22 protein-coding genes are annotated in these 22,494 nt (G+C 66.7%); 5 read left to right on the top strand and 17 right to left on the bottom strand.

Annotated features, from left to right (window positions below; genetic code table 11):
- Window positions 1-117 precede the first annotated feature (117 nt).
- Together ACQR1H_RS18065 and ACQR1H_RS18070 are read right to left on the bottom strand one after the other, a co-directional pair.
- Window positions 118-1,044, bottom strand: coding sequence for an N-carbamoyl-D-amino-acid hydrolase (locus tag ACQR1H_RS18065; protein WP_434907953.1), 927 nt, complete (start codon window positions 1,042-1,044; stop codon window positions 118-120).
- Window positions 1,045-1,323: 279 nt separating this feature from the next.
- On the bottom strand, window positions 1,324-2,553 hold the full coding sequence (locus tag ACQR1H_RS18070; protein ID WP_434907954.1) for an amidohydrolase family protein: 1,230 nt from the start codon (window positions 2,551-2,553) through the stop codon (window positions 1,324-1,326).
- A gap of 258 nt (window positions 2,554-2,811) precedes the next feature.
- Here ACQR1H_RS18070 and ACQR1H_RS18075 point away from each other — a divergent pair, with 258 nt between their 5' ends.
- From ACQR1H_RS18075 to upp, 3 genes are all read left to right on the top strand, one after another.
- A complete protein-coding gene (locus tag ACQR1H_RS18075; RefSeq protein WP_316238413.1) occupies window positions 2,812-4,068 on the top strand; it encodes a GTP cyclohydrolase II in 1,257 nt (418 codons plus the stop codon).
- 15 nt (window positions 4,069-4,083) lie between these two features.
- Window positions 4,084-5,298, top strand: coding sequence for a URC4/urg3 family protein (locus ACQR1H_RS18080; protein ID WP_434907955.1), 1,215 nt, complete (start codon window positions 4,084-4,086; stop codon window positions 5,296-5,298).
- 224 nt (window positions 5,299-5,522) lie between these two features.
- Window positions 5,523-6,152: a uracil phosphoribosyltransferase gene (upp, locus tag ACQR1H_RS18085; protein ID WP_316238412.1), complete on the top strand. Its 630-nt coding sequence runs from the start codon at window positions 5,523-5,525 to the stop codon at window positions 6,150-6,152.
- 6 nt (window positions 6,153-6,158) lie between these two features.
- Here the strand turns inward: upp and ACQR1H_RS18090 are convergent, their stop codons facing one another.
- The 7 genes from ACQR1H_RS18090 to ACQR1H_RS18120 are packed head-to-tail and all read right to left on the bottom strand — an operon-like array spanning window position 6,159 to window position 12,672.
- Window positions 6,159-7,532 carry an amidohydrolase family protein gene (locus tag ACQR1H_RS18090; RefSeq protein ID WP_434892934.1) on the bottom strand — a complete coding sequence of 458 codons (1,374 nt, stop codon included), beginning with the start codon at window positions 7,530-7,532 and terminating at the stop codon, window positions 6,159-6,161.
- Window positions 7,529-8,422: a polysaccharide deacetylase family protein gene (locus tag ACQR1H_RS18095; protein ID WP_434907956.1), complete on the bottom strand. Its 894-nt coding sequence runs from the start codon at window positions 8,420-8,422 to the stop codon at window positions 7,529-7,531. Before ACQR1H_RS18095 ends, ACQR1H_RS18090 begins: the two co-directional genes overlap by 4 nt.
- A complete protein-coding gene (locus ACQR1H_RS18100; RefSeq protein ID WP_434907957.1) occupies window positions 8,409-9,227 on the bottom strand; it encodes an ABC transporter substrate-binding protein in 819 nt (272 codons plus the stop codon). Before ACQR1H_RS18100 ends, ACQR1H_RS18095 begins: the two co-directional genes overlap by 14 nt.
- 4 nt (window positions 9,228-9,231) lie before the next feature.
- Window positions 9,232-9,999: an amino acid ABC transporter ATP-binding protein gene (locus ACQR1H_RS18105; protein WP_316178444.1), complete on the bottom strand. Its 768-nt coding sequence runs from the start codon at window positions 9,997-9,999 to the stop codon at window positions 9,232-9,234.
- Window positions 9,996-10,853, bottom strand: a complete 858-nt coding sequence (locus tag ACQR1H_RS18110) for an amino acid ABC transporter permease (protein ID WP_315804438.1) — start codon at window positions 10,851-10,853, stop codon at window positions 9,996-9,998. The genes ACQR1H_RS18105 and ACQR1H_RS18110 overlap by 4 nt, the downstream gene beginning before the upstream one ends.
- Window positions 10,850-11,671 (bottom strand): ABC transporter substrate-binding protein, encoded by an 822-nt coding sequence (locus tag ACQR1H_RS18115; protein ID WP_434907958.1) that lies wholly within the window; start codon window positions 11,669-11,671, stop codon window positions 10,850-10,852. The genes ACQR1H_RS18110 and ACQR1H_RS18115 overlap by 4 nt, the downstream gene beginning before the upstream one ends.
- Before the next feature lie 26 nt (window positions 11,672-11,697).
- Window positions 11,698-12,672 (bottom strand): N-carbamoyl-D-amino-acid hydrolase, encoded by a 975-nt coding sequence (locus ACQR1H_RS18120; RefSeq protein ID WP_434874138.1) that lies wholly within the window; start codon window positions 12,670-12,672, stop codon window positions 11,698-11,700.
- A 150-nt stretch (window positions 12,673-12,822) separates the two neighbouring features.
- Between ACQR1H_RS18120 and ACQR1H_RS18125 the strand changes: the two genes are divergently transcribed.
- A complete protein-coding gene (locus ACQR1H_RS18125; RefSeq protein ID WP_316177923.1) occupies window positions 12,823-13,758 on the top strand; it encodes a LysR family transcriptional regulator in 936 nt (311 codons plus the stop codon).
- Between the two features lie 110 nt (window positions 13,759-13,868).
- On the opposite strand, the gene ACQR1H_RS18130 is transcribed toward ACQR1H_RS18125, so the two are convergent.
- Entirely contained in the window at window positions 13,869-14,666 is a 798-nt protein-coding gene (locus tag ACQR1H_RS18130; protein WP_434907959.1) for a creatininase family protein, read from the bottom strand.
- Between the two features lie 301 nt (window positions 14,667-14,967).
- A complete protein-coding gene (locus tag ACQR1H_RS18135; protein WP_410051440.1) occupies window positions 14,968-15,309 on the bottom strand; it encodes a hypothetical protein in 342 nt (113 codons plus the stop codon).
- Between the two features lie 1,172 nt (window positions 15,310-16,481).
- Between ACQR1H_RS18135 and ACQR1H_RS18140 the strand changes: the two genes are divergently transcribed.
- Window positions 16,482-16,916: a DUF2267 domain-containing protein gene (locus tag ACQR1H_RS18140; protein ID WP_315804432.1), complete on the top strand. Its 435-nt coding sequence runs from the start codon at window positions 16,482-16,484 to the stop codon at window positions 16,914-16,916.
- 3 nt (window positions 16,917-16,919) lie between these two features.
- Here ACQR1H_RS18140 and ACQR1H_RS18145 read toward each other — a convergent pair whose 3' ends face one another.
- The 6 genes from ACQR1H_RS18145 to ACQR1H_RS18170 all read right to left on the bottom strand — a co-directional run bounded on the left by ACQR1H_RS18145 (window position 16,920) and on the right by ACQR1H_RS18170 (window position 22,489).
- The gene (locus tag ACQR1H_RS18145; protein WP_434907960.1) at window positions 16,920-18,833 is read right to left on the bottom strand and encodes a nitric oxide reductase activation protein NorD; all 1,914 of its coding nucleotides are present in this window, start codon (window positions 18,831-18,833) and stop codon (window positions 16,920-16,922) included.
- 3 nt (window positions 18,834-18,836) lie between these two features.
- On the bottom strand, window positions 18,837-19,646 hold the full coding sequence (locus tag ACQR1H_RS18150; RefSeq protein WP_434874136.1) for a CbbQ/NirQ/NorQ/GpvN family protein: 810 nt from the start codon (window positions 19,644-19,646) through the stop codon (window positions 18,837-18,839).
- Window positions 19,647-19,706: 60 nt separating this feature from the next.
- Window positions 19,707-21,053 (bottom strand): cbb3-type cytochrome c oxidase subunit I, encoded by a 1,347-nt coding sequence (locus ACQR1H_RS18155; RefSeq protein WP_315804429.1) that lies wholly within the window; start codon window positions 21,051-21,053, stop codon window positions 19,707-19,709.
- Between the two features lie 37 nt (window positions 21,054-21,090).
- Window positions 21,091-21,543, bottom strand: coding sequence for a c-type cytochrome (locus tag ACQR1H_RS18160; protein WP_315804428.1), 453 nt, complete (start codon window positions 21,541-21,543; stop codon window positions 21,091-21,093).
- Between the two features lie 100 nt (window positions 21,544-21,643).
- The gene (locus tag ACQR1H_RS18165; RefSeq protein ID WP_316238404.1) at window positions 21,644-21,907 is read right to left on the bottom strand and encodes a cytochrome C oxidase subunit IV family protein; all 264 of its coding nucleotides are present in this window, start codon (window positions 21,905-21,907) and stop codon (window positions 21,644-21,646) included.
- A 3-nt stretch (window positions 21,908-21,910) separates the two neighbouring features.
- A complete protein-coding gene (locus ACQR1H_RS18170; RefSeq protein ID WP_315804426.1) occupies window positions 21,911-22,489 on the bottom strand; it encodes a cytochrome c oxidase subunit 3 family protein in 579 nt (192 codons plus the stop codon).
- Between the last annotated feature and the right edge of the window lie 5 nt (window positions 22,490-22,494).

Raw genomic sequence — 22,494 nt, forward strand, 5'->3', positions numbered from 1 at the left:
CTCCGCACGGTCGGTGCGCGTGGCTGCCCCTCACCCCAACCCTCTCCCCGTAAGAACGGGGAGAGGGAGCGCACCGAGATCCGCGCCAGGATTTCGCCTACAAACTACAACATTGGGTCACTCCGGCGGCACTGCGCCGGTGCGGCTGGTGATGAGCCCGTAATGCTCGACCCGGCGATGCCGCCCGAAGTCGAAGATCGTCTCCTTGCCGAACCGTGTCGCATCGAGATCGCAAGGTACGACCAGCACCTCGTCGCCCTCCGTCAGCGCTTCCGCGACGATCTCGCCGTCGGGATTGACGATCAGGCTGCCGCCGATCAGGTGATGACCGTCCTCGACGCCAGCCTTCGCGACCGCCACGACCCAGCACGAGTTCTGATAGGCGCCGGCCTGCGCGGACAGCCGGTTGTGGAACAGGCGCTGCTTCAGTCCCTCCGCTGACTTCAGCGAATTCACCGACGGCGTGTTGTAGCCGATCAGCACCAGTTCGACGTCCTGCAGGCCCATGACCCGATAAGTCTCCGGCCAGCGGCGGTCGTTGCAGATCGCCATACCGATGATGCCGCCGAGATTGCGCCAGACGGGAAAGCCGAGATCGCCCGGCTCGAAATAGCGCTTCTCCAGATGCTGGTGGCTGCGCTCCGGTTCGAACTCCTCGTGGCCTGGCAGATGTACCTTGCGATACTTGCCGACGATGTTGCCGGCGCGGTCGGTGAGAACTGCCGTGTTGTAGTGATGCCCATCCGGCGTCAGCTCGGCATAGCCGAGATACATCGCGATGCCGTGCTGCGCTGCGCGGTCGAACAGCGGCTGCACCGCGGCGTTGGGCATCTCGCGCTCGAACCAGGCATCGACATCGGCCTGATCCTCCATGTACCAGCGCGGAAAGAACGTGGTGAGCGCCAGCTCCGGATAGACGATGAGATCAGCGCCCCTGCGCTTGGCCTCGTCCAGCAGCGCGATCATGCGCGTGACGACGGCCTCGCGGCTGTCAGCGCGCTGGATCGGCCCCATCTGGGCCGCGGCAACGTTGATGATGCGCATGATGGAACTCCACAATCAGTTCGTATATGCGCCCTCTCCCCTTGTGGGAGAGGGCATGTATGACGTCTCGGCAAGCTCGGTTGGGTGAGGGGTCTTTCTCCACGAGCGGCACTCGTCGAACGAGACCCCTCACCCGACCGCGTACGCGGATGGCCGTACATGCCCTCTCCCACAAGGGGAGAGGGCGCTGCATCGGACAGCGCTGAGATGACCGGCGGCACCGAACCGATATCGAGAGAGCGGCGTGTGCCACTATGCCGAAAGTACCTGGTGCCGCCATCATCCCGGCCGATGCAGCACCGGACGCGTGCGCGAGAACGACGGCCGCCCCCACTTCAGGCCCCACAGCGGTTGCGCCAGCGTTGCGACCGCCTCGGTCGGATCGGCGGCATCGATGCAGACGAGATCGGCCGGCGCGCCGACTGTGATGCCGTAGTTGCCGAGCCGCATCAGCTTCGCCGCATCATGGGTCACCATGTCGAGGCAGCCGGCGAGATGGTCAGGGCGCGAGACGTGGCAGACATTGGCGTAGAGGTTGGCCATCCGGATCAGCGAGCCGTCGCCATAGGGCGTGAACGGGTTGAGCACGTTGTTGGTCGAGAGCGAGCAGGTCACGCCCCTCTCGCGCAACGGCTCCAGCGGGACCACGCCGCGCGGGATCGCATGATCCTGCCGCCGTCCCATCAGATGCAAGTCGGTCGAAGGCAGCACGGTCACGGCGACACCGGCATTGGCGAGCTGCGCGGCGATCGCGTTGAAGCGTTCCGGCGGCAGCAGCGACAGCTGCGTGACATGGCCGACAGCGACGCGCCCGCCCCACTTGTACTCCTCGGTCTTGCGGCAGACATATTCGATCTGCATGTGGTCGAGCGTCTCGGCGAGATCGAGATGCATGTCGATGTCGACGTCGTGTTCGCGCGCGATCGCGAAGATGCGGTCGATCTGCGCCGGCGGGTTGGTGTCGAAATACGGGGCGGCGCCGATGGTGCGCGCGCCACGACGCAGTCCTTCGATCAGCAGCTCCTCGGTGCCCGGATAGTTCGTCAGGCCTTCCTGCGGGAACACGCAGATCTCGAGATCGAGCGCCCAGGCGTAGTCGCGCGCGAGCTGTTGGATGGCTTCGAACGCGATGAAGCCGATGCCGGGATCGAGCTCGACATGGGTGCGCATCCGCATCGTGCCATGGCTGACGCAGCGCTCAACGGTCTGCTTCGCCCTGGCATAGACATCCTCCGGCGTGAAGTTGCGCTTGGCCGCCGCGGTCTCCCGCACCGCCTCGGCGACTGTCCCCTCCCGGATGCTGCAGCGGTCGAGGATGCAGGTCTTGTCGAGGTGGATATGGGTCTCGATGAAGCCGGGCACGACGAGACAATGTTCGGCGTCGCGCTCCTCCACCTCGGCCGGCAGCGCGGACTCGATGGCGGCGATGCGGCCTTTGGAAATTCCGATATCGGCGCGGCGCAGCTCGCCCTGCTGCGCCAGCACCGCGTTGCGAATGATCAGGTCCATGCCGCCTTTGCCGCCGAAGACTCCCTACGCGCGCCAAGCTGGCGGCGTCGCGTCCAAAAGGCAAGCGCCATGCCAGCGGGCGAGGCCGCGCTGCATTGCAAGCCGGCCGTCGTCACCATTCGTTTACAAATAGATGCCGCCCGGGATACCCTTGTTTGCTGCAGAAAAACTGCTATATTGATGCATGGAAAACGTGAACGCGTTCTGCTCAGGCCCGTCGTCAAGGCGGGCCGTTGCCGTTTTGGGGGTGGCTGTCCGATGACTCGCTCCAACCGTACGGATCACATTCGCCTGACCTCGCACCCGGTGCCAGGCGCCAAGCACAACTTCCCGCTCCACTGGGGCGCCGAGAACGCGCGCGAGCGCGGACCCGTGATCGGCACGGTGTCGCGTCCGCAGGACCGCAACGTGATCGGCAGCCATGGTGGCTCCTACACAGTCTACCGCGCGCTCGCGGTATCATCCGGTGCGCTCGATCCGATCCGCCGCCCCGATCTCACCAACACCCATCCCGCCGCCACGATCGGCCCGTTCGCGCAGTGGCGCGATCCGGCGAAGATCGTCGCGCTCGATCCCTGGGGCCATCTGGTGGCCGAGAATTTCGGCGGCGAGATCGCGGAAGGAATCGATATCCGGCCGACCATCGCCGTGACCAAGGCGCGCATCGAGCTCCCCGAGCTGCATGCAGCGCTCGCGGCCAAGCGCCTCGTCCATGACGGCGACGTCGTGCATGCCAATGGCAGCGTCTCGGTGGTGAAGGTCGCGATCGACCCGGTGTGGTACCTGCCCGGCGTCGCCGCGCGCTTCGGCACCAGCGAGACCAGTCTGCGCCGCGGCCTGTTCGAGCAGACCGGCGGCATGTATCCGGAGCTGGTGACCCGGCCCGATCTGCAGGTGTTCCTGCCGCCGATCGGCGGCACCACGGTCTATCTGTTCGGCGACGTCACCAAGCTGAACGACGGCCGAACGAAGATCACGTGCCGCGTACACGACGAGTGCAACGGCTCCGACGTGTTCGGCTCCGACATCTGCACCTGCCGCCCCTATCTGATCCACGGTATCGAGGAATGCGTTGCGGCCGGGCAGAACGGCGGGCTCGGCATCATCGTCTACAACCGCAAGGAAGGCCGCGCGCTCGGCGAGGTGACGAAATTCCTGGTCTACAATGCGCGCAAGCGCCAGGAGGACGGCGACGCCGCAGCGGCCTATTTCGAGCGCACCGAATGCGTCGCCGGCGTGCAGGACGCCCGGTTCCAGCAGTTGATGCCCGACGTCATCCACTGGCTCGGCATCAAACGCATCGACCGCTTCATCTCGATGAGCGACATGAAGCACGACGCGCTGGTGGGCCAAGGCGTCGACATCGTCGAGCGCGTGCCGATCCCGGACGAGCTGATTCCCGCCGACGCCCATGTCGAGATCGCGGCCAAGAAGGCGGCCGGCTATTTCTCGCTGGAGCCGCAGAAACCCGAGGCGCTCGGCGACACCGTCGGCCGCCCGCTCGAGAAGTACTGAGCGCAGCAGCAGATCATGGACGACGTCTCATATCTCCTGTCGGCCCGCGCCGTGCGCGAGCGGTCGCATCAGCTGCTTGCGCTCGGTCTCGCCGACAAGCTGCCGCATTTCCGCATCGACATCGCCCGGCTCGACGCGATCGCCGACGTCGTGCTCGATGTGACCCGCAAGGCCTATCCCGACGGCGAGGTGCCGTTCCACTCGCGCTGGCGGCATTTCGTGGTCGGTGGTGTCGATCGCTGGGCCGCGATCGCCGACAAAGTGAATTGGCCGAATGCGGCGTCGCGGGCGCGCGCCGAGTTCGATCTCGCCATCGCGAGCGTGCTGCTCGACGCCGGCGCCGGCGCGGCGTGGCGCTATCATGACGAAGCCAGCGGCTTCAGCATCGGCCGCTCCGAAGGGCTGGCGCTGGCCAGCCTCGAGATGTTCGCAAGCGGCGCGTTCTCGTCCAATGCGAGCGATCCGCTGCGGGCCGATGCGGCGAGGCTCAGGCAGCTCACGATCGCGGATCTCGAACGCGGTTTTCAGGTCGGCGCCGACAATCCGCTGGTCGGGCTCGAGGGGCGCGTGGAGTTGCTCCGGCGGCTAGGCGCCGTCGTGGCGGCAAGCCCCGAGGTCTTCGGTGCGAAGGACGGTCCGCGGCCGGGTGGCCTGTTCGATCGGTTGGCTGCTGGCGGCCGCATCGAGGCCCCTTCGATTTTGCAGCAGGTGCTGCGTCAGCTCGGCCCGATCTGGCCGTCACGCCTGACGCTGCACGGCACGGCGCTCGGCGATTGCTGGCGGCATCCATCATTGATCACCGATGACGCGACCACCGGTCTCGTCCCGCTGCACAAGCTGTCGCAATGGCTGAGCTATTCGCTGATCGAACCGCTGCAGCGCGCCGGCCTTGTGGTGGACAACATCGACGGCCTCACCGGCCTCGCCGAATACCGCAATGGCGGCCTGTTCGTCGACGGCGGTGTGCTGAGCTTGCGCGATCCCGCCGATGCCGCGCGCGTGCATGAGGTCGATTCTCCGCTGGTGGTGGAATGGCGCGCGTTGACCGTCGCCCTGCTCGACCGGCTGGCCGAACTGATCCGCCGGCGCACCGGCCAGACCGCGGAGCAGCTACCGCTGGCGCGCATCCTCGAAGGCGGCAGCTGGGCCGCCGGCCGCAAGCTCGCCTTCGCCCGCCGCCCGGACGGTTCGCCGCCGCTGACCATCCTCACCGACGGCACGGTGTTTTAAGGGGTTTGGGCCTGAGGTCGCCGACCTCGCGGTTCCGTCATTGCGAGCAAAGCGGGAAGGACGTCTGGATTGCTTCGTCGCTTCGCTCCTCGCCATGACGAAACTGATCAGTTGCGCGTACGGTGGGCAAAGCGCAGCGTGCCCACCATTCCAAGCTGAGCTAAGATCGCGGTGGGCACGGCGCGTCGCGCCTTTGCCCACCCACCGCTTCGGAGATGAAAGCCATGGAAGGCGTCACGGTCGTCGATCATCCGCTGGTGCAGCACAAGCTGACCCTGATCCGCGACAAGTCGATCTCGACCAAGTCGTTCCGCGAGCTCTTGAAGGAGATCGGCATGCTGCTCTGCTACGAGGTCACGCGCGACCTGCCGCTGACCGAGGTCGAGGTCGAGACGCCGCTGGCGCGGATGCAGTCGGCCAAGATCGCCGGCAAGAAGCTGGTGTTCGTGCCCGTGCTGCGCGCCGGCGTCACCTTCGTCGACGGCATGCTCGATCTGGTGCCGACCGCTCGCGTCGCCCATATCGGCCTGTACCGCGAGCCGCAGACGTTCACCGCAGTCGAGTACTTCTTCAAGGCGCCGTCCGACCTGCAGGAGCGCCTGGCCGTCGTCGTCACCCCGGTGCTCGCGACCGGCAACAGCGCCGTCGCCGCGGTCGACCGGCTCAAGGAGCGCGGCGCCAAGGATATCCGCATGGTTTGCATGATCGCAGCTCCGGAGGGCGTCGAGCGCGTCCGCGGCCTGCATCCGGATGTCGCCCTGTGGACCGCCGCGATCGATGAAGGCCTCGACGACGACGCCTTCATCGTCCCCGGCCTCGGCGACGCCGGCGACCGCGCCTACGGCACGCGGTAGCAGCATTCAGCCGGCGAATGCCGCCTCTGCCTCCGGCAGCGCCCAGATCCTCTCGATCGCAGCAGTACCCGCGGCGGTGATGGCCGCCTCGTCGCCGTGGAGATAGCGGCCGTCGTGGATCAGCAGCCGGCCATCGATCATCACCTGGTCGATGTTGGCGCGGTTGGCGAGCGCGATCAGGCCGCGGCGCGGGTCGTGTAGCGGCCGAAGATGTGGATGCGTCATGTCGACGACGGTGAGGTCGGCGGTCGCCCCCGCCGCGAGGACGCCGAGATCGTCGCGCTTGATCATGGCGGCGGCCGTCGTGGTGACGGCGTCGATCAATTCCGGCGCGCTCGCCGTCTCGGCGCTTCCCAGCGCGATCTTCGAGATCATCGACGCCGCGTTGAGCTCGCCGAGCAGGTCCATGTTGTAGCCGTCGGTACCGACGGCGGTGCGCACGCCGTGCGCCGCGAAGCGGCCGAAGGCGGCGGTGACGCCGGCGCGCGCGAACACGCGCGGGCAGTTCAGCACGCCGGCGCCGCGCGCCGCCATCAGCGCGAGGTCGGCATCGGTCGAGGCATGGCAGTGCGCGGCCAGCAGATCGGGACCGAGCAGGCCGAGCCAGTCGAGATATTCGGCCGGCGTGCGGCCGCCATGGCGCTGCGCAATCGTCGCGACTTCGCCTGGGCTCTGCGCCATGTGCGTCGTGATGGGAACGTCGAGCTCGCGCGCCCGGCTCGCGGCCGCGCGCAAGAGATCCGGCCCGCAGGTATCCGTCGCGTGCGGGCTCATCGCGAGCCGGATGCGGCCGTCGCCCTGCCCGTGCCAGCGCTGATGCAGCGCGTTCCAGGTCGCCATGTCGGCTTCGCCGTCGTCACCGGCATAGTGCACGGTGCCCGAGGCATCCGCCTTGGCGTCCGAGGTCGAGAACAGATAGGGCGCGCCGTAGAAGCGCAGGCCCATCTCGAATGCCGCATCGAACAGCTCCGGGATGGCGTTGCGGAACGGCTCCATCACCGTGGTCGCGCCGCCCTTCAGGAGCTGCAGCACGCCCATGCGGCCGATCGCCAAGCGCTCCTCCGCGGTGAGGATCTCCGCGCCGCGCTTGGACAGCGGCAGCAGCACCGTATAGACGATGCTCTTGTTGTTGCGGCGGCCGTTGCCGTCCTCGGTGAGCGTGCGTGCGATCGCCTCGCTGAAGATGTGGTTGTGCAGGTTCAACAGCCCCGGCAGCACGAATCGGCCCGGACGATCGAACACCTCGTCCGCCGCCGGCCTGTCGCGCGTCACGGCCGCGATGCGCCTGCCCTCGACCAGCACCCAGTGATCGCGCAGCACGTCCTGTGCGCCGTCCCTGCGCGTCAGCACATAGCTGCCGAAGATCGCGGTCGTGCTCATACGCTCTTCGCTTCCGCCGCCTCGTGACGCTGGTAGTTCGCGGCGATCTCGGCGCCGGTCGTGATCCAGACGTCCTGGCACGATTTGGCGTAGGTCAGGAACTCGCGCAGCAGGCGGAAGCGCATCGGCCGGCCCGAGACCTGCGGATGCAGCACGGTCGTCACCATCGCGCCCCAGTCGCGGACTTCGTCCAGCTCATCCTTCCACATCGACAGCACGTGTTCCTTCGGAAAGATCGAGCGCGGCGAGAACCGCGCCGACAGGCCATGCATCCAGTCGTCATAGCTCGCGGTCACCGGGATCTCGATCGTGCCCGGCCTGCCGTCGGCAAGGCGATGGCGATAGGGCCTGACGTCGTCGCGGAACGACGAGGTGTAGACGATGCCCTGCCGCACCAGCGCGACGCGCAGCTCCTCGCAGAACTCGCCGAACGGCGCGCGGTAGCCGATCGGCCGGATCCCGAGCCGGCGCTGGATCGCCTCGAAGCCGCGCTCGACCTCCTCGACGATGAAGGGATCGCCGGGATCGGGCAGCAGGTGATGATAGCCGTGATGGCCGACCTCGTGGCCGGCCTTGAGCACCGCCTCCGCCATCGCCGGATGCGCATCGACCGCCCATCCCGTGATGAAGAACGTCGCCTTGAGATCGAGTTCGGCGAGCAGCTCCAGCAGCTTCGGCGTGCCGACGCGCGCCTCGTAGCCGCCGAAGCTCATCGTCACCAGCCGCGCCGCATGCGCCGGGTCCTTCGACGTCCAGGCGCTCTCGGCGTCGATGTCGAACGACAGGAACATCGCCGCTCTGTACGGCGCAGGCCATGGATAGTCCGGCGCCGGCGGCGCAGTGTTGGCGGGAACGACCGGGATCCCCGCGAGCGCCTTACTGTCCAGCATTGATCAGCACCTTCTCGATTCCGTTGTCGCTGAGCTTCCACTTCGCCAGAAGCGCCTTGTAGCTGCCGTCGGCGATCAGGCCCTCCAGCGCAGCGTGCAGCGCGCCACGGAGCTCGTCCGCCTTCACCGGCGTCGCGAGTCCGGTATATTGCAGCGCGATCATCTCGCCGACCGGCGTGTAGGCGTTCGGCTCGAGGTCCATGATGTAGGGCAAGGTCTCGTTGCCCTGCACGGCGGCATCGATGCGGCCCTGCTTCAATTGCGTCCGCGCGTCGGCCGAGCCTTCAGTGCCGACGAACTGGATCGGGCTTGATCCGCAGTTCTTCTCGCTCCAGGCCGCGATCTGGTCCGGAAACTTGGTGCGCCTGGAGGCGCCGACCTTCCTGCCGCACAGCGCGGTCGGCTCCTTGAGCTCGGCCGCGCGCGACGCCTGCACGAAGAAGCGCGGGCCGCTGCGCAGATAATCGATGAAGGTCGCGGTGTCCTGCCGGCTCTTGTAGTCGGTCATGCCGGTCAGGATGATGTCGAAACGCTGCGTGGCGAGGCCCGGCATCAACTGGTCGAAGCTCGTCTCCTGCCAGACAGCCTTGACGCCGAGCTTCTTGGCCAGCGCCTCGCCGAGCTCGACATCGAAGCCGGTCAGCGTCGATGTGGCCGGATCCTTGAACTCCATCGGCGGATAGTTCGGCACCACCGCGATGCGCAGGCCGTTCTGCTTGATCTCGGCCGGCAGTTCGGCGGCGAGAGCCGTGCCCGCCACGGCGGCGCTCATGAGTCCAGCCAACACGATCCACTTCAAATCCATCACCTCACCCCACTTCCGCTGCCAGAAACGCTCTTGTTCTCGCCTCGCGCGGCGCGCGCAGCACCTCGCGGGCCGGGCCGCTCTCCACGATCACGCCCTGGTCCATGTAGACCACCCGGTCGGCGACCTCGCGCGCAAAGCCGAGCTCATGCGTCACCACCAGCATGGTCATGCCGGATGTCGCGAGCTCCTTCATCACGGCAAGCACCTCGCCGACCAGCTCCGGATCGAGCGCCGAGGTCGGCTCGTCGAACAGCACCAGCCGCGGCTTCATCGCAAGCGCCCGCGCAATCGCGACGCGCTGCTGCTGGCCGCCCGACAATTGTGACGGATAGGAGCCCGCCTTGTCGGCGAGGCCGACCCGGCGCAGCAGCGCCATCGCCTCGTCCTTCGCCTCGGCCGGCCTGCGCCTCTGCACCTGCACCGGCCCCTCGATGACGTTCTCCAGCGCCGTCATGTGCGGAAACAGGTTGAAGCGCTGGAACACCATGCCGCAGGCGAGCCGCTGCCGCGCGATCTCGCGCTCCGACAGCCGGTGCAGCCGGCCGTCCTGCTCGCGGAAGCCGAGCAGCGCGCCGTCGAGCCAGATGCCGCCGCTGTCGGCCGTGGTCAACTGGTTGACGCAGCGGAGCAAGGTGGTCTTGCCGGAACCGGATTGCCCGATCAGGCAAACCACCTCGCCCTCGAACACGTCGAGCGAGACCTGCTTCAGCGCCTGAAATTCACCGAAGCGCTTGCTCAGTTGGCGGATGGCGACCAGCGGCCTCATCAGCGGCCGCCTCGCGCGATGCCGCGGGCAAAGCGGCGTTCGAGCAGCATCTGCAGCGGCGTGAGGATCGAGACCACGAGCAGATACCACAGGCCGGCGACGATCAGGAGCTCGATGACGCGCGAATTGGCGTAGTAGATGTTCTCGGCCGAGTGCAGCACCTCCGGATACTGGATCACGCTGGCGAGCGAGGTCGCCTTGACCAGGCCGATGAACTCGTTGCCGAGCGGCGGGATCACCACGCGCATCGCCTGCGGCAGAATGATCCGGCGCAGCGCCTGCAATCGTCCCATGCCGATCGCCTGCGCCGCCTCGTATTGCCCGATATCGACCGACAGCAGGCCCGCGCGCATCACCTCGGACGTGTAGGCGCCCTGGTTGATGCCGAGCCCGAGCAGCGCGGCCAGGAACGGCGTCATCACATCGACCGCGCGCGCGCTCCACAGGCCGGGAATGCCGATGGTTGGAAACACCAGCGCCAGATTGAACCACAACAACAACTGGAGGATCAGCGGCGTGCCGCGGAACAGCCAGGTGTAGCCGGCGGCGACCGACCGCAGCACCGGATTGGGCGACAGCCGCATGATCGCAACGACGACGCCGAGCGCGATTCCGAGCATCATCGCCAGGACCGCCATGACCATCGTGTTGACGATGCCGCGCAGGATCACCGGCGCCGTCAGGAAGCGTTCGACGAACACCCACTCGATCTGCCCCTTGGCGAAGGCCCGCCCGATCGCGACGAGGACGACGACGATGACCGCGGCCGCGAGCCAGCGGCCCCAATGCGCCTGCCGCGCAATCCCGTGTCCGGACAGATCCGGGAAGCCGTCGGCCAGGGCCTCGCTGCGGCTCATTGCGGCGCCGCGTTGAGCATGGGCTCGCGGACCGCATTGGCCCCGAGCCCCCATGTGTCCAGGATGGCCTTGTAGCTGCCGTCGGCGATCATCGCCTTGAGCTGCTCGGTCACCACTTCACGCAGCGCGGCATCATCCTTGCGGAACATGATGCCCTGGTAGCCGAAGGCGATGGGCTCGCCGACGATGCGATACTTGCCGGCCTCCTGCGACTGCGCATAGGGCAAAGTCTCGCTGCCCTGCACGGCAGCATCGATGCGGCCCTGCTTGAGCTGATTGCGGACATCGATCGAGTTCTCCCCCGGCACATATTGCGCGGCGGGCTTCCCTGCGGCCTCGCAATTGGCCTTGCTCCATTTCTCGATCTCCTGCGGGAAGCTGGTCGAACGCGTGGTGCCGATCTTCCGGCCGCACAGATCGGTCGCGACCTTGGCATCGCTGTCCGCCAGCACGAAGAACTGCGGGCCGGTGACCAGATAGTCGACGAAGTCGGCGGTCTCGCGCCGCGACGCACGATCCGAGATGCCGGAGATGATGAAGTCGGCGCGCTTCGTCTGCAGCGACGGAATGAGCTCGGCGAACGGCGTCTCGCTCCAGACGATCTTGACGCCGAGGCGCTTCGCCAGCGCGTTGGCGAGGTCGATGTCGAGACCCTTCAGCTCGTTGGTGGCGGGGTCGTGATATTCCATCGGCGCGTAGGTCGAGTTGACCGTGAGCTTGAGCACGCCAGCCTGCTTGATCTCAGCGGGCAGCTCCGCCGCCCCCGCCGCAGCAAACGAGGCGAGGATGACGAGACCTGCAAACAACGAACGGCGCATCCTGCAACACTCCCCCATGTGAACGGCTAATCGACCACGACCGGCTCGACGACGCCGGCGCGCTCGGTGATGAGCCTGTACTGATCCGGCCGGCGATGGGCCGCGAAGTTGAACATCTTCTCCTTGCCCTGGCGGCACAGATCGAGGTCGATGTCGGCGACGACGACCTCGTCAGCGAGCGTCCTCGCCTGCGCCACGATGCAGCCATTGGGATCGACGATGCAGGAGCCGCCGATCAGCCCGCTGCCATCCTCGTCGCCCGCCTTTGCGACCGCGATCGCCCACGTCGCATTCATGTAGGCGTTGGCCTGCGCCACCAGCGTGGAATGGAAGGTGCGCAGCGCGGCATCCTCGGTGTTGCCGCCGTTCGGATCGTAGGCCGCGGAATTGTAACCGACGCAGACCAGCTCGACGCCCTGCAGTCCGAGCACGCGCCACGATTCCGGCCAGCGCCGGTCGTTGCAGATCATCATGCCCATGATGGCGCCGCCCCACTCGCGGCCGGCGCGCACGGCCGGAAAGCCGAGATCGCCATAGCCGAAATAGCGCTTCTCCAGCTGCTGATACTTGGCACCCGGGCGCGGCTCGACGGAGCCGGGCAGATGCACCTTGCGATATTTGCTGATGATCTCACCGTCGGGATCGACCAGGATGGAGCTGTTGAAGCGGCGTCCGTCCGGTGTCAGCTCGGCATAGCCGACATAGAAGCCGACGCGAAGCGCCCGCGCCCGGTCGAACAGCGCGGCAACGGACGGATTCGGCATCGAACGCTCGAAGTGGCCGTCGAGCGCCTCGCCTTCGAGGATCCAGCGCGGGAAGAAGGTCGTGAATGCGAGTTCGGGGAAGACCACCAGCTTCGCGCCCTCGCTGGCGGCCTGATCCAGCAGCGCGATCATGCGGGACAGCGTGTGCGTCCGGCTGTCGGCGCGCTGGGTCGGTCCCATCTGGGCCGCGGCGGCGCGGAAGATACGGCTCAATAGTGCCTCCAATCTGTGCGTCATGCCGAACGATCAGGCGGAACGCCGCCTGAATGCGCGCACTGAAAGAAGGGATCATTTGGCGAAAGCGGCGCGGGATTTGCAATCTGCCCACACGGCCGCGCGCTATGATATTTTGGCCGAGACCATAACCTGGGCTTATAGGGCGTTCACATGAACCTGCGCCAGCTGGAGATCCTGCGGGCGGTCATCCGCCACCACACCACGGTCGCCGCCGCCGAGGAGCTGGCGCTGTCGCAGCCCGCGATCAGCAATGCGCTGAAGGCGATGGAGGCGCAGGCCGGCTTCACGCTGTTCGAGCGCGTCAACAACCGGCTGTTCCCGACGCCCGAGGCGATGACGCTCTATGAGGAGAGCGAGGCGATCTTCACCTTGCATGCCCGGCTGGAAAGCCGCGTGCGTGACCTGCGCGAGCAGAAGACGGGTCATCTGTCGATCGTCGCCACGCCGCCGCTCGCCTACAGCATCATCCCGCCGACCTTGTCAGGCTTCCTGCGGCGCCGGCCGCAGACGCGGATGTTCTTCGACGTGCGCCGCTACGAGGGCATCATCGAGGGCGTGCTCGGAAACGTCGCCGAGCTCGGTTTCGCGCTCGGACTGTCTGACCATCCCGGTATCGCGCACGAGGTCGTGCACACCGGCGAGATGGTGTGCGTGATGCCGGCCCGGCATCCGCTTGCGGAACGCGACATGATTTCAGCGCGGGACCTTGCCGGGTTCCCGCTGATCGGCCTCGAACGCGGCACACGCCTCGGCGAAGCCGTGCGCGAGAGCTTCCGGCAAGCCGACGCCGACTTCCAGCCGACGGTCGAAGTGCGTTACTGCAACACGGCCTGCGTGCTGGCTTCGACCGGCGTCGGCGTCGCCGTGGTCGATCCATTCTCGCCGCGCCAGGGCGGGCATGATCTCGTGGTACGGCCGTTCACGCCGAGCACCAAAGTCTCGGCCTATGTGTTGTGGTCGGAGGCGCGGCCGCTGTCGAACCTGGCGAAGACGTTTCGCAGCGAGGTGCGAAACGCGAGCCGCAGTCTCGCAGATGGCCTCGACGCGGCGGCTCCGAGTCTCGCCGCTTCCGCGGAACGCGGCTGATTGCCGATCGGCACGACGCGTCCAATAGACCCGTGGACGTATCGTTTGCGGTCCATCATCCGAAATGCCTGCCTGCGGCGGGCTTCTCGCGATGATGCTCTGCGCCTCCGTCATCTTGCGGCTGGCGGCGGAATGGTTGCAGGAGACATTGTGGACCATGGCTCGCCCGCCCGCAATCGCGCCGCCAGCGCCGCCGCGCAGCCGACGAGCAGCTTCTCGCCCTTTGCAGCAGATGCCTTGCGCGCATCGCCTGCGACGCCGGAGGTGGTGATGTCGGCGAACGATCTGAACATTTTCAGCGACGGCACCATCGAGCCCATGATGTCGAAGCTCGGCCCGAAGGCCGCGTCGAGCCTCGCCGCATCGACGAGGCTCGGATGAGCCGCCATCATCATCGACGTCTCGGCTTCGCAGGCGTGCATCACACCGTCCTGATCCTCGAGGACCTCGGCCATCGTCTCCCGCCCTTCCATGAAATAGGTCGTGGTCGCGATCGGGGCATTGAACTCGCGCGTCAGTTCGCCGGTGAGGGCGGCCAGCGCCTGGATGTTGCCGCCATGGCCGTTGACGATCACGATGCGGCGGAAGCCGGCATTCAGGATCGAGCGGCAAAGGTCCCTGAGCACAGCGTGGTAGGTGGAGAGACGGAGGGTAAAGGTGCCGCCGAATGGAACGTGATGGTCGGCGAGCCCGCACCAGACAGTCGGCGCGACCACGATGGGATGGTCTGGAGCCAGCTCCAGCGCGGTGCGGCGGCAGACCTCGCTGCACAGGAAGTCGTCGACTCCCGTCGGCAGATGCGGGCCGTGCTGCTCGGTCGAGGCCACCGGCAACAGCACGAGCGCGTCACGGGCCGCGAGCGCGCGAAGCGCTGCGGCGGAAAGTCTATTCCAGGCGGTTTCGGTCATGATGGCTGCTCGCGTGGTCGGAGATGAGGTAGATTGGCTCAGATCACGCAGCGACCGCAACAGCCCATCTCGGCGTCTCTTGCGCGCAGGCCGACAGTGGCCTGCGTGCAGCCAGGCCTGCACGCCACTGCGCGATACAGCGGCCTCTCCCACAAGGGTGACGGCGCGGCAACCCGGACCGCACCCTCGGCTACATCAGGAGCATGCTCTCCATACGCTCAAACATCGACAGCGATTTCGACCTCGAAGGTGCAACGGCCCTGCGTCCTCACAACACCACGGCTCGCGCGGCGGGCCAGTCTCACGCCCGCGTCAATTCGATGTCGTGGGTCTGCTTCGTCTCCGCGTCGTACACCCTGATCTGCAACATCGGAAACCGGCGCTTGAGGTCATGCGCGCCGTTGTGTGCGCCATCCTTGGTCTTGAATTCGGTCTTGATCTGACCATCGACCACGACGGCATAGCCGGTCAGCGGAAGGTCTTTGCCGGATTTGTCTTGAGCAGGCTTGTTGTGAACAGACTTCTCTTGGGCAGACTTGAGCATTGCGAGCCGACGTCGATTCGTGAGTTGAAGGGGTGCCGAGCGCGCGATCTCTCCGCCTCGGACGACTCCGATGTAAGGTGAGTCTGTCGCGACGAGCAAGCGAAGACGTGTTCTTCACAAGCAGGACAACTACGGTTCAACCTGACGGCGCAGCGCCGGCCCGCGATGATCTCGGGATGTTCAGCGCGAACGAGTCGCGCAAGTTCCAGACTTGCGACGCGAACGTTCCGGTCGCTCGGCATCATGCTCGCCACCGCGAACGAGGAGCGCTGTGGTCGCGCGTCTCTCAGGGCCCGCAGCGCCCACCTCGCACCACCCCCAAGGCAGCAGCCCGATGCCAACTTGAGATGCGCTCTCCAACTGAGCACGGGTAGACGCAAAATCCCGCCACCATCGAACGAACGAATCAGCATGACCGCCATGCGCGAATTGCCCGTCGTGTTAGTTCGTCGCACGTTTGGCACTTGCGCCGTCGGGCAAATCACCTGCACATTTCCGCGCATCCCGCCTCATGAAGAGGGGCGTGTCGCGAACGTCACGAGACGTGGAGTGCGGGATGCGATGGACGCGACGTGTCGCAGCGGGTGTCATGCCTGCGGACGAACGGCACGGCGCGGACGGCGAAATCGCATGGTCCTGGCGCCGCGACGCTGGCGTCAAGCTCGCGACGAGGTTTCAGCCTCGCGCGGGTGACGGTGGCAAGACAGCCCGTTCACCGGGGAGAGTGCGTATAAGCCGTAACACCGTCGCGCAGGGAAGGCCGGGATGTCTCGGCCGAACCTGTGGTTCCTGCCCCGTGCATTCTTTCCGCACGGGGGCCATGGGGGCGGCAAGCTCCCGGCCTTCCCTGCGCCCTTGAAGAGGGTTCCGTCAAGCAAGACTCGGGCGCGATCCGCGCCGCGAGATCGCGACGTGCTGATTTGTAGACGTTCTGTTTGTCGATGGCTGTTTGTCGATGGCTGTTTGTCAGAGTGAACTGCTGACCAATGTTGCGTGCCGTGCACGGGGGCACGACGATCTCCGTAAGATGACGGATGGGCTTGCCGACCGCCGGTGCCGCTCCGGCAGCCAGGGATCGTAAACGGCTGGGCAGACCGTTGACCCGCCATTTACCTCACGGTCCGACCACGACATCGTGATTTGATGCAGGTCAACATGCCCGGCCCGGACGCACCACCTACTGACAAGGCGTTCAAGCGAATCAGGCCTTGCCGTTACCTCGTTCGGCGTCCCTCGAACGGTCCTGTGCACTTGTCATCATGGAGAACCACATGAGCGAGACCGGCGTGACCGCCCTGGATCACACCGTCCAGGAAACCAACATCTGGCTGAAGGCCATCGAGCAGCGCCTCGCGCTGGCGAGCCGGCAGCAGGCCTACAATGCACTGCGTGCCGTGCTCCATGTGCTGCGCGACCGCATGCCCCTGGCCGTCGCCGTGAATTTCGGCGTCCAGTTGCCGATGCTCATTCGCGGGATCTACTACGAGGGCTGGCACCACGCGGCAACCCCGACCAAGGACCGCCATCTCGAATATTTCGTCGATGACATCTTCCGCCAACTGCCGCCGCAATTCCCGGTCGATCCGCTCACGGCGGCGCGCGGCATCTTCGAGATTCTCTGGGAGAAGCTCGATCCCGGCGAGTTCGACAAGCTGATGGCCCACCTGCCCGTGTCGCTGCGCAATCTGCGCGAGCCGGCGACGTAAGCGTCAGTGCGCCAACTGCCGGTACAGCGCCGGCAGTGCGGCCGGTAGTCGCCGGATGTTGCCGACGATGGCGTAGCCGCCGCGACCGAACAGGGTTGGAAAATACGACTGCGCCGACGCATCGATGGTCACGCCGAACACCGCGACGCCGCCGCGTCGCGCTTCCTGCACCGCCTTGCGCGTGTCCTCGATCGCGAACCGTCCCTCATAGTGATCGACGTCGTTCGGCTTGCCGTCGGTCAGCACCAGCAGCAGGCGCTTGCGCTCGGATCGCTCGGCGAGCTCGCCGGCGGCGTGACGCACCGCCGTGCCGATACGCGTGTAGTAGCCGGGCCTGAGCGCGCCGATGCGGCGCTCGACCCGCCCGCTCATCGGCTCGCCGAATGCCTTCACGGTCTCCAGGCGGACCCACGAGTTGCGCCGCGAGGTGAAGGTGAGAATGCTGTGGCTGTCGCCGCAGGCCGACAGCCCATGCGCCAGCACCAGCAGCGCCTCCTTCTCGACGTCGAGGACGCGCACGCCATCGATCCATGCATCGGTCGACAGGGACACGTCGACCAGGAGAGTCACCGCGAGATCATGCGCCAGCGGTCGCATCGCGAGGTGCACGCGGTCGATGCCGCCATGGCCGGCATTGAGATCGCTGCGCGCGCGCACCAGCGCGTCGATGTCGAGGTCGTGGCCGTCGGCCTGCGCGCGCATGATCTCGTGGCGCGGCCGCAAGGTCTCGAACCTGCGCCGGACGCTGCGGATCCGCCGGCGCATCGCATCGTCCGGAGCCCACGCCTCGCCCGCTTCGGCGGCGTCGCCGGTCACGACGCGGCAATGATCCGGCAGATAGGCGCCGCTGCGATAATTCCATTCGGGATACAGCCAGCCGCTGTCGAGCCTCGCGGTGTCGACCGCCTCGGGCGGCAGATCGAGGTCGAACTTCAGCTTGCTCGCCGGCCGCCCCTTGCGCCTGGCGATCGCAAGCTCGTCGAGATCGTCGGCGGCCTTGCGGGCGTCGTCATCGTCGGTATCGTCGGACGGACGATCGACATTGACCATCTCCGCCATCGCGAGGATCTTCTCGAAGCGGTTGAGAATGAATGGATCGCGCTTGGCCGTGTCGTCGCGCTCGCGCCGCGCGAATCGCTTGCGGGTGTCGGGTGCCCCCTCCTGCTCTGCGGGCGCCTGCGTCTCGTCGTCGTCCCGCGCCGCGGCAACGGCATCGCGACCCCAGCAATCGCCCCACAGCGGACACGGCAGCATCGGCCGATAGCCGGGCGGGGCGGCCTGCGGCAACGGGCCGCCGGCGATGACCGCATTCCACAGCGCGCCTTTGGGCGGCGCGCCCGCGCCGAGCAGCGCAATGACGATGTGCTCGACCTGCTGCTCGAGCCGAGGCAGCGGCCGCCGCGGCCGCGCCGCAGCCAGCGCTTCAGCGAGTTGCGCATGCGGACGCGCCAGCCCCGGGAAGCGCGCCAGCACCAGCGAGGTCGTCTCACAGGCCCGGCGCAGCGCCAGCAGATCACGCCGCAGCGGATCGCGCTCCGCGATCGGCTCGACTGCCATGGTCGCGAACCACGCCGCGAGCCAGTGATAGAGCTGCGCATTGAGCGCGCGATCCGGCAGCAGCGCGATGGTCTCCGGCAGGAACACGGTGGCGCCGTCGCGCCCGGCCTGGTCGAGGCATTCGTCGCCGAGGCCAATGCGCTGGCGCCAGCCGAGCCGATGGCCCGATTTGCGCGCCTTGGCTCCGGCGACCTGCACGCCGCTCTCGCCGCCCAGCGCGCGGAACATGACGGCGATGCGGCCGCTGATCTCGTTCAGGGCGACGGCCTGGTCCGGATGGACCGGATAGCTCGAGGTCGTGCCGACCATGCGATGCCAGGCACGGCCGACGGTCTCCTCCAGTTCGAGGAAGTCGAGCATGGCTCACCCGATCACGGCATGCGCGACCTCGCGCAGCGCGGCCTTGACGTCGGCGTCGTCGGTGAGCGGCTCGATCATCGCAGCGAGCACGGCGTCCGCGATGGATGCTCCGGCGGCGACGAGCGTCGCACAATAGACCAGCAAGCGCGTCGAGACGCCCTCCTCCAGGTCATGGCCCTGCAGCGCGCGCAGCCGATGCGCGAGCGCCACCAGCGGCCGAACGCGCTCCGGCGCCAGCCCGCTCTCGGCGGCGACCACCACGATCTCCTGCTCGGCCGGCAGGAAGCCGAATTCGATGGCGATGAAGCGCTGCCGTGTCGACGGCTTGAGCGCCTTGTGCAGCGACTGGTAGCCGGGATTGTAGGAGACCACGAGCATGAAGCCGTCGGGCGCGATCAGCTCCTCGCCGGTGCGCTCCAAGGGCAGGATCCGGCGGTCGTCGGTGAGGGGATGCAGCACGACGGTGACGTCCTTGCGGGCCTCGACGACCTCGTCCAGATAGCAGATTCCGCCCTCGCGCACCGCGCGGGTCAGCGGGCCGTCGGTCCACACGGTGTCGCCGCCCTTGAGCAGATAGCGCCCGGTGAGGTCGGCGGCGGTGAGGTCGTCGTGACAGGCGACCGTGTGCAGCGGCAGGCCCAGTCGCGCCGCCATGTGCGCGACGAAGCGGGTCTTGCCGCAGCCGGTCGGCCCCTTCAGCAGCACCGGCAGGCGATGTCGGAACGCATGCTCGAACAGCGCGCATTCATGGCCGGTCGGCGTGTACGAGGGGAACGACGGGGCGGTATCGATCGCGTGCAGCGCGGGCTTCATGACAACTCTCCGTATCAGGGGGATGCAGGCGGCGGCATCGAGGCTGCCGCCTGCGGGATTTCACTCCGCCGGCTGCAGCGCGCCGGGCAGCGCAGCCTCCTTGGTGCGGCCGGGCACCAGCACGGCCCAGACGAACATCAGCGCCGCGATCGCCACGAACACGCCGGAGCCGAGCCGCACCCAGTAGAACATCGCGAGCTGGTCCTGCACGTCCATGTAGCTCTGGCCGAGCACGCGCTGCAGATGCACCTGGATGATACCGGCGAAGGTCAGTGCAAAGGTCATCGTCATCATCGCCGTGCACATGATCCAGAAGCTCGCCATCGAGAGCCACTGGTTATACGGCGCACGCTGGCGCAGCTGCGGCACCGCATAGGCCATGACGGCGAGGTTGAGCATCACATAGGCGCCGAAGAAGGCGAGATGGCCGTGTGCCGCCGTGACCTGGGTGCCGTGGGTGTAGTAGTTCACGCTGGACAGCGTGTGCAGGAAGCCCCACACGCCGGCGCCGAGGAACGCCATCACGGAGCAGCCGACCGACCACAGCAGCGCGGCGCGGTTCGGATGCTTGCGGCCGGCCTTGAGCGTCATCTGCACCGTGAAGATCACCATGGTGAAGAACGGCGCGACCTCGAGGGTCGAGAACAGCGAGCCGATCCACTGCCAGTAGCCGGGGGCGCCGATCCAGTAGAAATGATGGCCGGTGCCGAGGATGCCGGAGAACAGCGCAAGGCCAATGATGACGTAGAGCCACTTCTCGACCACCTCGCGATCGATGCCGTTGAGCTTGATCATCAGGAAGGCCAGGATCGAGGCCATGATCAGCTCCCAGACGCCTTCGACCCAGAGATGGACGATGTACCACCAGTACATCTTGTCGACGGCGAGATTGGCCGGATTGTAGAAGGCGAACAGGAAGAAGATCGCCACGCCCCACAGCCCGAACAGCAGGATGTTGGTCACCGTGGTCTTGCGACCCTTGAGCGCCGTCATCGTGACGTTGAACAGGAACATCAGGCAGACGACGACGATGCCGACCTTGATGATGAAGGGCTGCTCGAGAAACTCTCGGCCCTCATGGTAGTGGAAGAGATAACCGACGACGGCAGCCCCCGCGGCGCCGAAGAACATCCAGAACTGAATCTTGGCGAGCAGCGGGCTGTAGAGCTCGGTCTCGGTCTCCTCGGGCAGCAGGAAGTAGGTGGCGCCCATGAAGCCGATCAGCGACCACACGATCAGCGCGTTGGTGTGGATCATGCGGACGATGTTGAAGGGCAGCAGGACCGACAGCGTGTTCGGCAGCACGTAGATCGTGCCGGCGAGCAGGCCGAAGATGACCTGAGCGAGGAAGAGCGTCAGCGCGCCGTAGAAATACAGCATCGCGACCTTCTGGGTCTCATATCTCATCGCGGATCTCTCTCATGACGGGGGGCGGGATGCCGGCTCAGCCGGCCTTGTTCGGCGGCCAGTCCTGGCGCTTGATCGTGTCGGTCCATTGCAGGAAGTCCGCGAGATCGTTGAGCTCCTGGTCGGACAGGTTGAACTGCGGCATCTGCCGGCGGCCGGGCGCGCCGGAGGGTTGCGACTGCATCCAGGACTTCAGCATCTCGCGCGCGGCGGCCGGGTCCTGCCTGCCGCCCCAGCGGTCCCAGACATTGCCGACCTCTGGCGCGAAATAGGCGCCCTCGCCCAGCAGCGTGTGGCAGTTGATGCAGGAGTTTTTCTCCCAGACGTGCTTGCCGCGAGCGACGCCGTCGGACAGCGTCGACGCACTGGTCGAGGTCGTGACCATGTAGTAGTGGCTGTGCGCTGTGAGCCCGAGGAAGATCGCAAAGAAGAAGGCCGAACCGCCGTAGAAGACGTTCCGTGCGGCAGACTTGGTCAGGCGTTCCGCCATGACACGTCCTTTCCGTTTGGTGAAGGTCGATGGTGAAGGCAATCTACCGGCACTGCCGGGAGTCTCTTTGTCGCCGCGCAAGCAGCATGGCGATGGCGCGTCAGACCAGTGCGCGGATCGCCACCGCGAGCCCGGCGAGCGCGACCAGGCCTAGGAGCCACGATGTGAGCAGGCCCCGCCACAGCGCGGGCGCATGGCGCAGGCCGAGAAAATCCAGCACGATCACCCTGCCCTTGGCCAATGCGAGCACGAGCACGAGAGCATCGGCGAGCCAGCGATTCGGCAGCAGCAGCGAGGCCGCGAGCGTGGCGGTGGCGAGGCTCATCAATTGAAGCCAGGCGAGCGTGAGGCGATCGCGGACCATGACTCATCCCACCAGATAGAGGATCGGGAACATCACGATCCAGACCAGGTCGACCATGTGCCAGAACGCCGTCCCGGTCTCGACGCTGTCGGGCGCGGCATGACGACCGACGCCTCCCAGGATGACCATCCCGAGCACGACGTGGAGCAGATGGAAGCCCGTGAGCAGAAAATAGAGCGTGAAGAACGGCGACGTCTCCAGGCCTGCGCCGGCGGCAATCTCCCTGCCATACTCGGTCAGCTTGACGGCAATGAAGGCCGCGCCGAGCAGGATCGCCAGCATGATCCAACGCCGTGCGGTGGGCGGCGATGCGCCTCTCGCCGCGGCCGCCGCGCGCGCCGCAGCCCACCCGCTCGTCACAAGCACGATTGTGTTCAATGCGGCGAGAGGTCCGTCCAGCATGGCCTGCCCGGCCGCGAACACGACTGGATTGACTGCGCGCGCCACGACGAAAGCGCCGAGCAGCAGGCCGAAAGCGACGAGCTCGCTGAGGATCAGGACCCACATCATGGGGTCGCCCGGCAACCCGTCGAGCACGCCCCAGCGCTCCGTTGGTTCCGGTTCGTATGTGAGTGCCGACACCGCCA

This window comes from Bradyrhizobium sp. HKCCYLRH2015, from assembly GCF_051168215.1.
Taxonomy (GTDB): Bacteria; Pseudomonadota; Alphaproteobacteria; order Rhizobiales; family Xanthobacteraceae; genus Bradyrhizobium.

Coding starts and splice junctions, on each gene's coding strand:
- ACQR1H_RS18065 (WP_434907953.1), bottom strand. CDS start 1,044: ATGCGCATCATCAACGTTGCCGCGGCCCAGATGGGGCCGATCCAGCGC.
- ACQR1H_RS18070 (WP_434907954.1), bottom strand. CDS start 2,553: ATGGACCTGATCATTCGCAACGCGGTGCTGGCGCAGCAGGGCGAGCTG.
- ACQR1H_RS18075 (WP_316238413.1), top strand. CDS start 2,812: ATGACTCGCTCCAACCGTACGGATCACATTCGCCTGACCTCGCACCCG.
- ACQR1H_RS18080 (WP_434907955.1), top strand. CDS start 4,084: ATGGACGACGTCTCATATCTCCTGTCGGCCCGCGCCGTGCGCGAGCGG.
- upp (WP_316238412.1), top strand. CDS start 5,523: ATGGAAGGCGTCACGGTCGTCGATCATCCGCTGGTGCAGCACAAGCTG.
- ACQR1H_RS18090 (WP_434892934.1), bottom strand. CDS start 7,532: ATGAGCACGACCGCGATCTTCGGCAGCTATGTGCTGACGCGCAGGGAC.
- ACQR1H_RS18095 (WP_434907956.1), bottom strand. CDS start 8,422: ATGCTGGACAGTAAGGCGCTCGCGGGGATCCCGGTCGTTCCCGCCAAC.
- ACQR1H_RS18100 (WP_434907957.1), bottom strand. CDS start 9,227: ATGGATTTGAAGTGGATCGTGTTGGCTGGACTCATGAGCGCCGCCGTG.
- ACQR1H_RS18110 (WP_315804438.1), bottom strand. CDS start 10,853: ATGAGCCGCAGCGAGGCCCTGGCCGACGGCTTCCCGGATCTGTCCGGA.
- ACQR1H_RS18115 (WP_434907958.1), bottom strand. CDS start 11,671: ATGCGCCGTTCGTTGTTTGCAGGTCTCGTCATCCTCGCCTCGTTTGCT.
- ACQR1H_RS18120 (WP_434874138.1), bottom strand. CDS start 12,672: ATGACGCACAGATTGGAGGCACTATTGAGCCGTATCTTCCGCGCCGCC.
- ACQR1H_RS18125 (WP_316177923.1), top strand. CDS start 12,823: ATGAACCTGCGCCAGCTGGAGATCCTGCGGGCGGTCATCCGCCACCAC.
- ACQR1H_RS18130 (WP_434907959.1), bottom strand. CDS start 14,666: ATGACCGAAACCGCCTGGAATAGACTTTCCGCCGCAGCGCTTCGCGCG.
- ACQR1H_RS18140 (WP_315804432.1), top strand. CDS start 16,482: ATGAGCGAGACCGGCGTGACCGCCCTGGATCACACCGTCCAGGAAACC.
- ACQR1H_RS18145 (WP_434907960.1), bottom strand. CDS start 18,833: ATGCTCGACTTCCTCGAACTGGAGGAGACCGTCGGCCGTGCCTGGCAT.
- ACQR1H_RS18150 (WP_434874136.1), bottom strand. CDS start 19,646: ATGAAGCCCGCGCTGCACGCGATCGATACCGCCCCGTCGTTCCCCTCG.
- ACQR1H_RS18155 (WP_315804429.1), bottom strand. CDS start 21,053: ATGAGATATGAGACCCAGAAGGTCGCGATGCTGTATTTCTACGGCGCG.
- ACQR1H_RS18160 (WP_315804428.1), bottom strand. CDS start 21,543: ATGGCGGAACGCCTGACCAAGTCTGCCGCACGGAACGTCTTCTACGGC.
- ACQR1H_RS18165 (WP_316238404.1), bottom strand. CDS start 21,907: ATGGTCCGCGATCGCCTCACGCTCGCCTGGCTTCAATTGATGAGCCTC.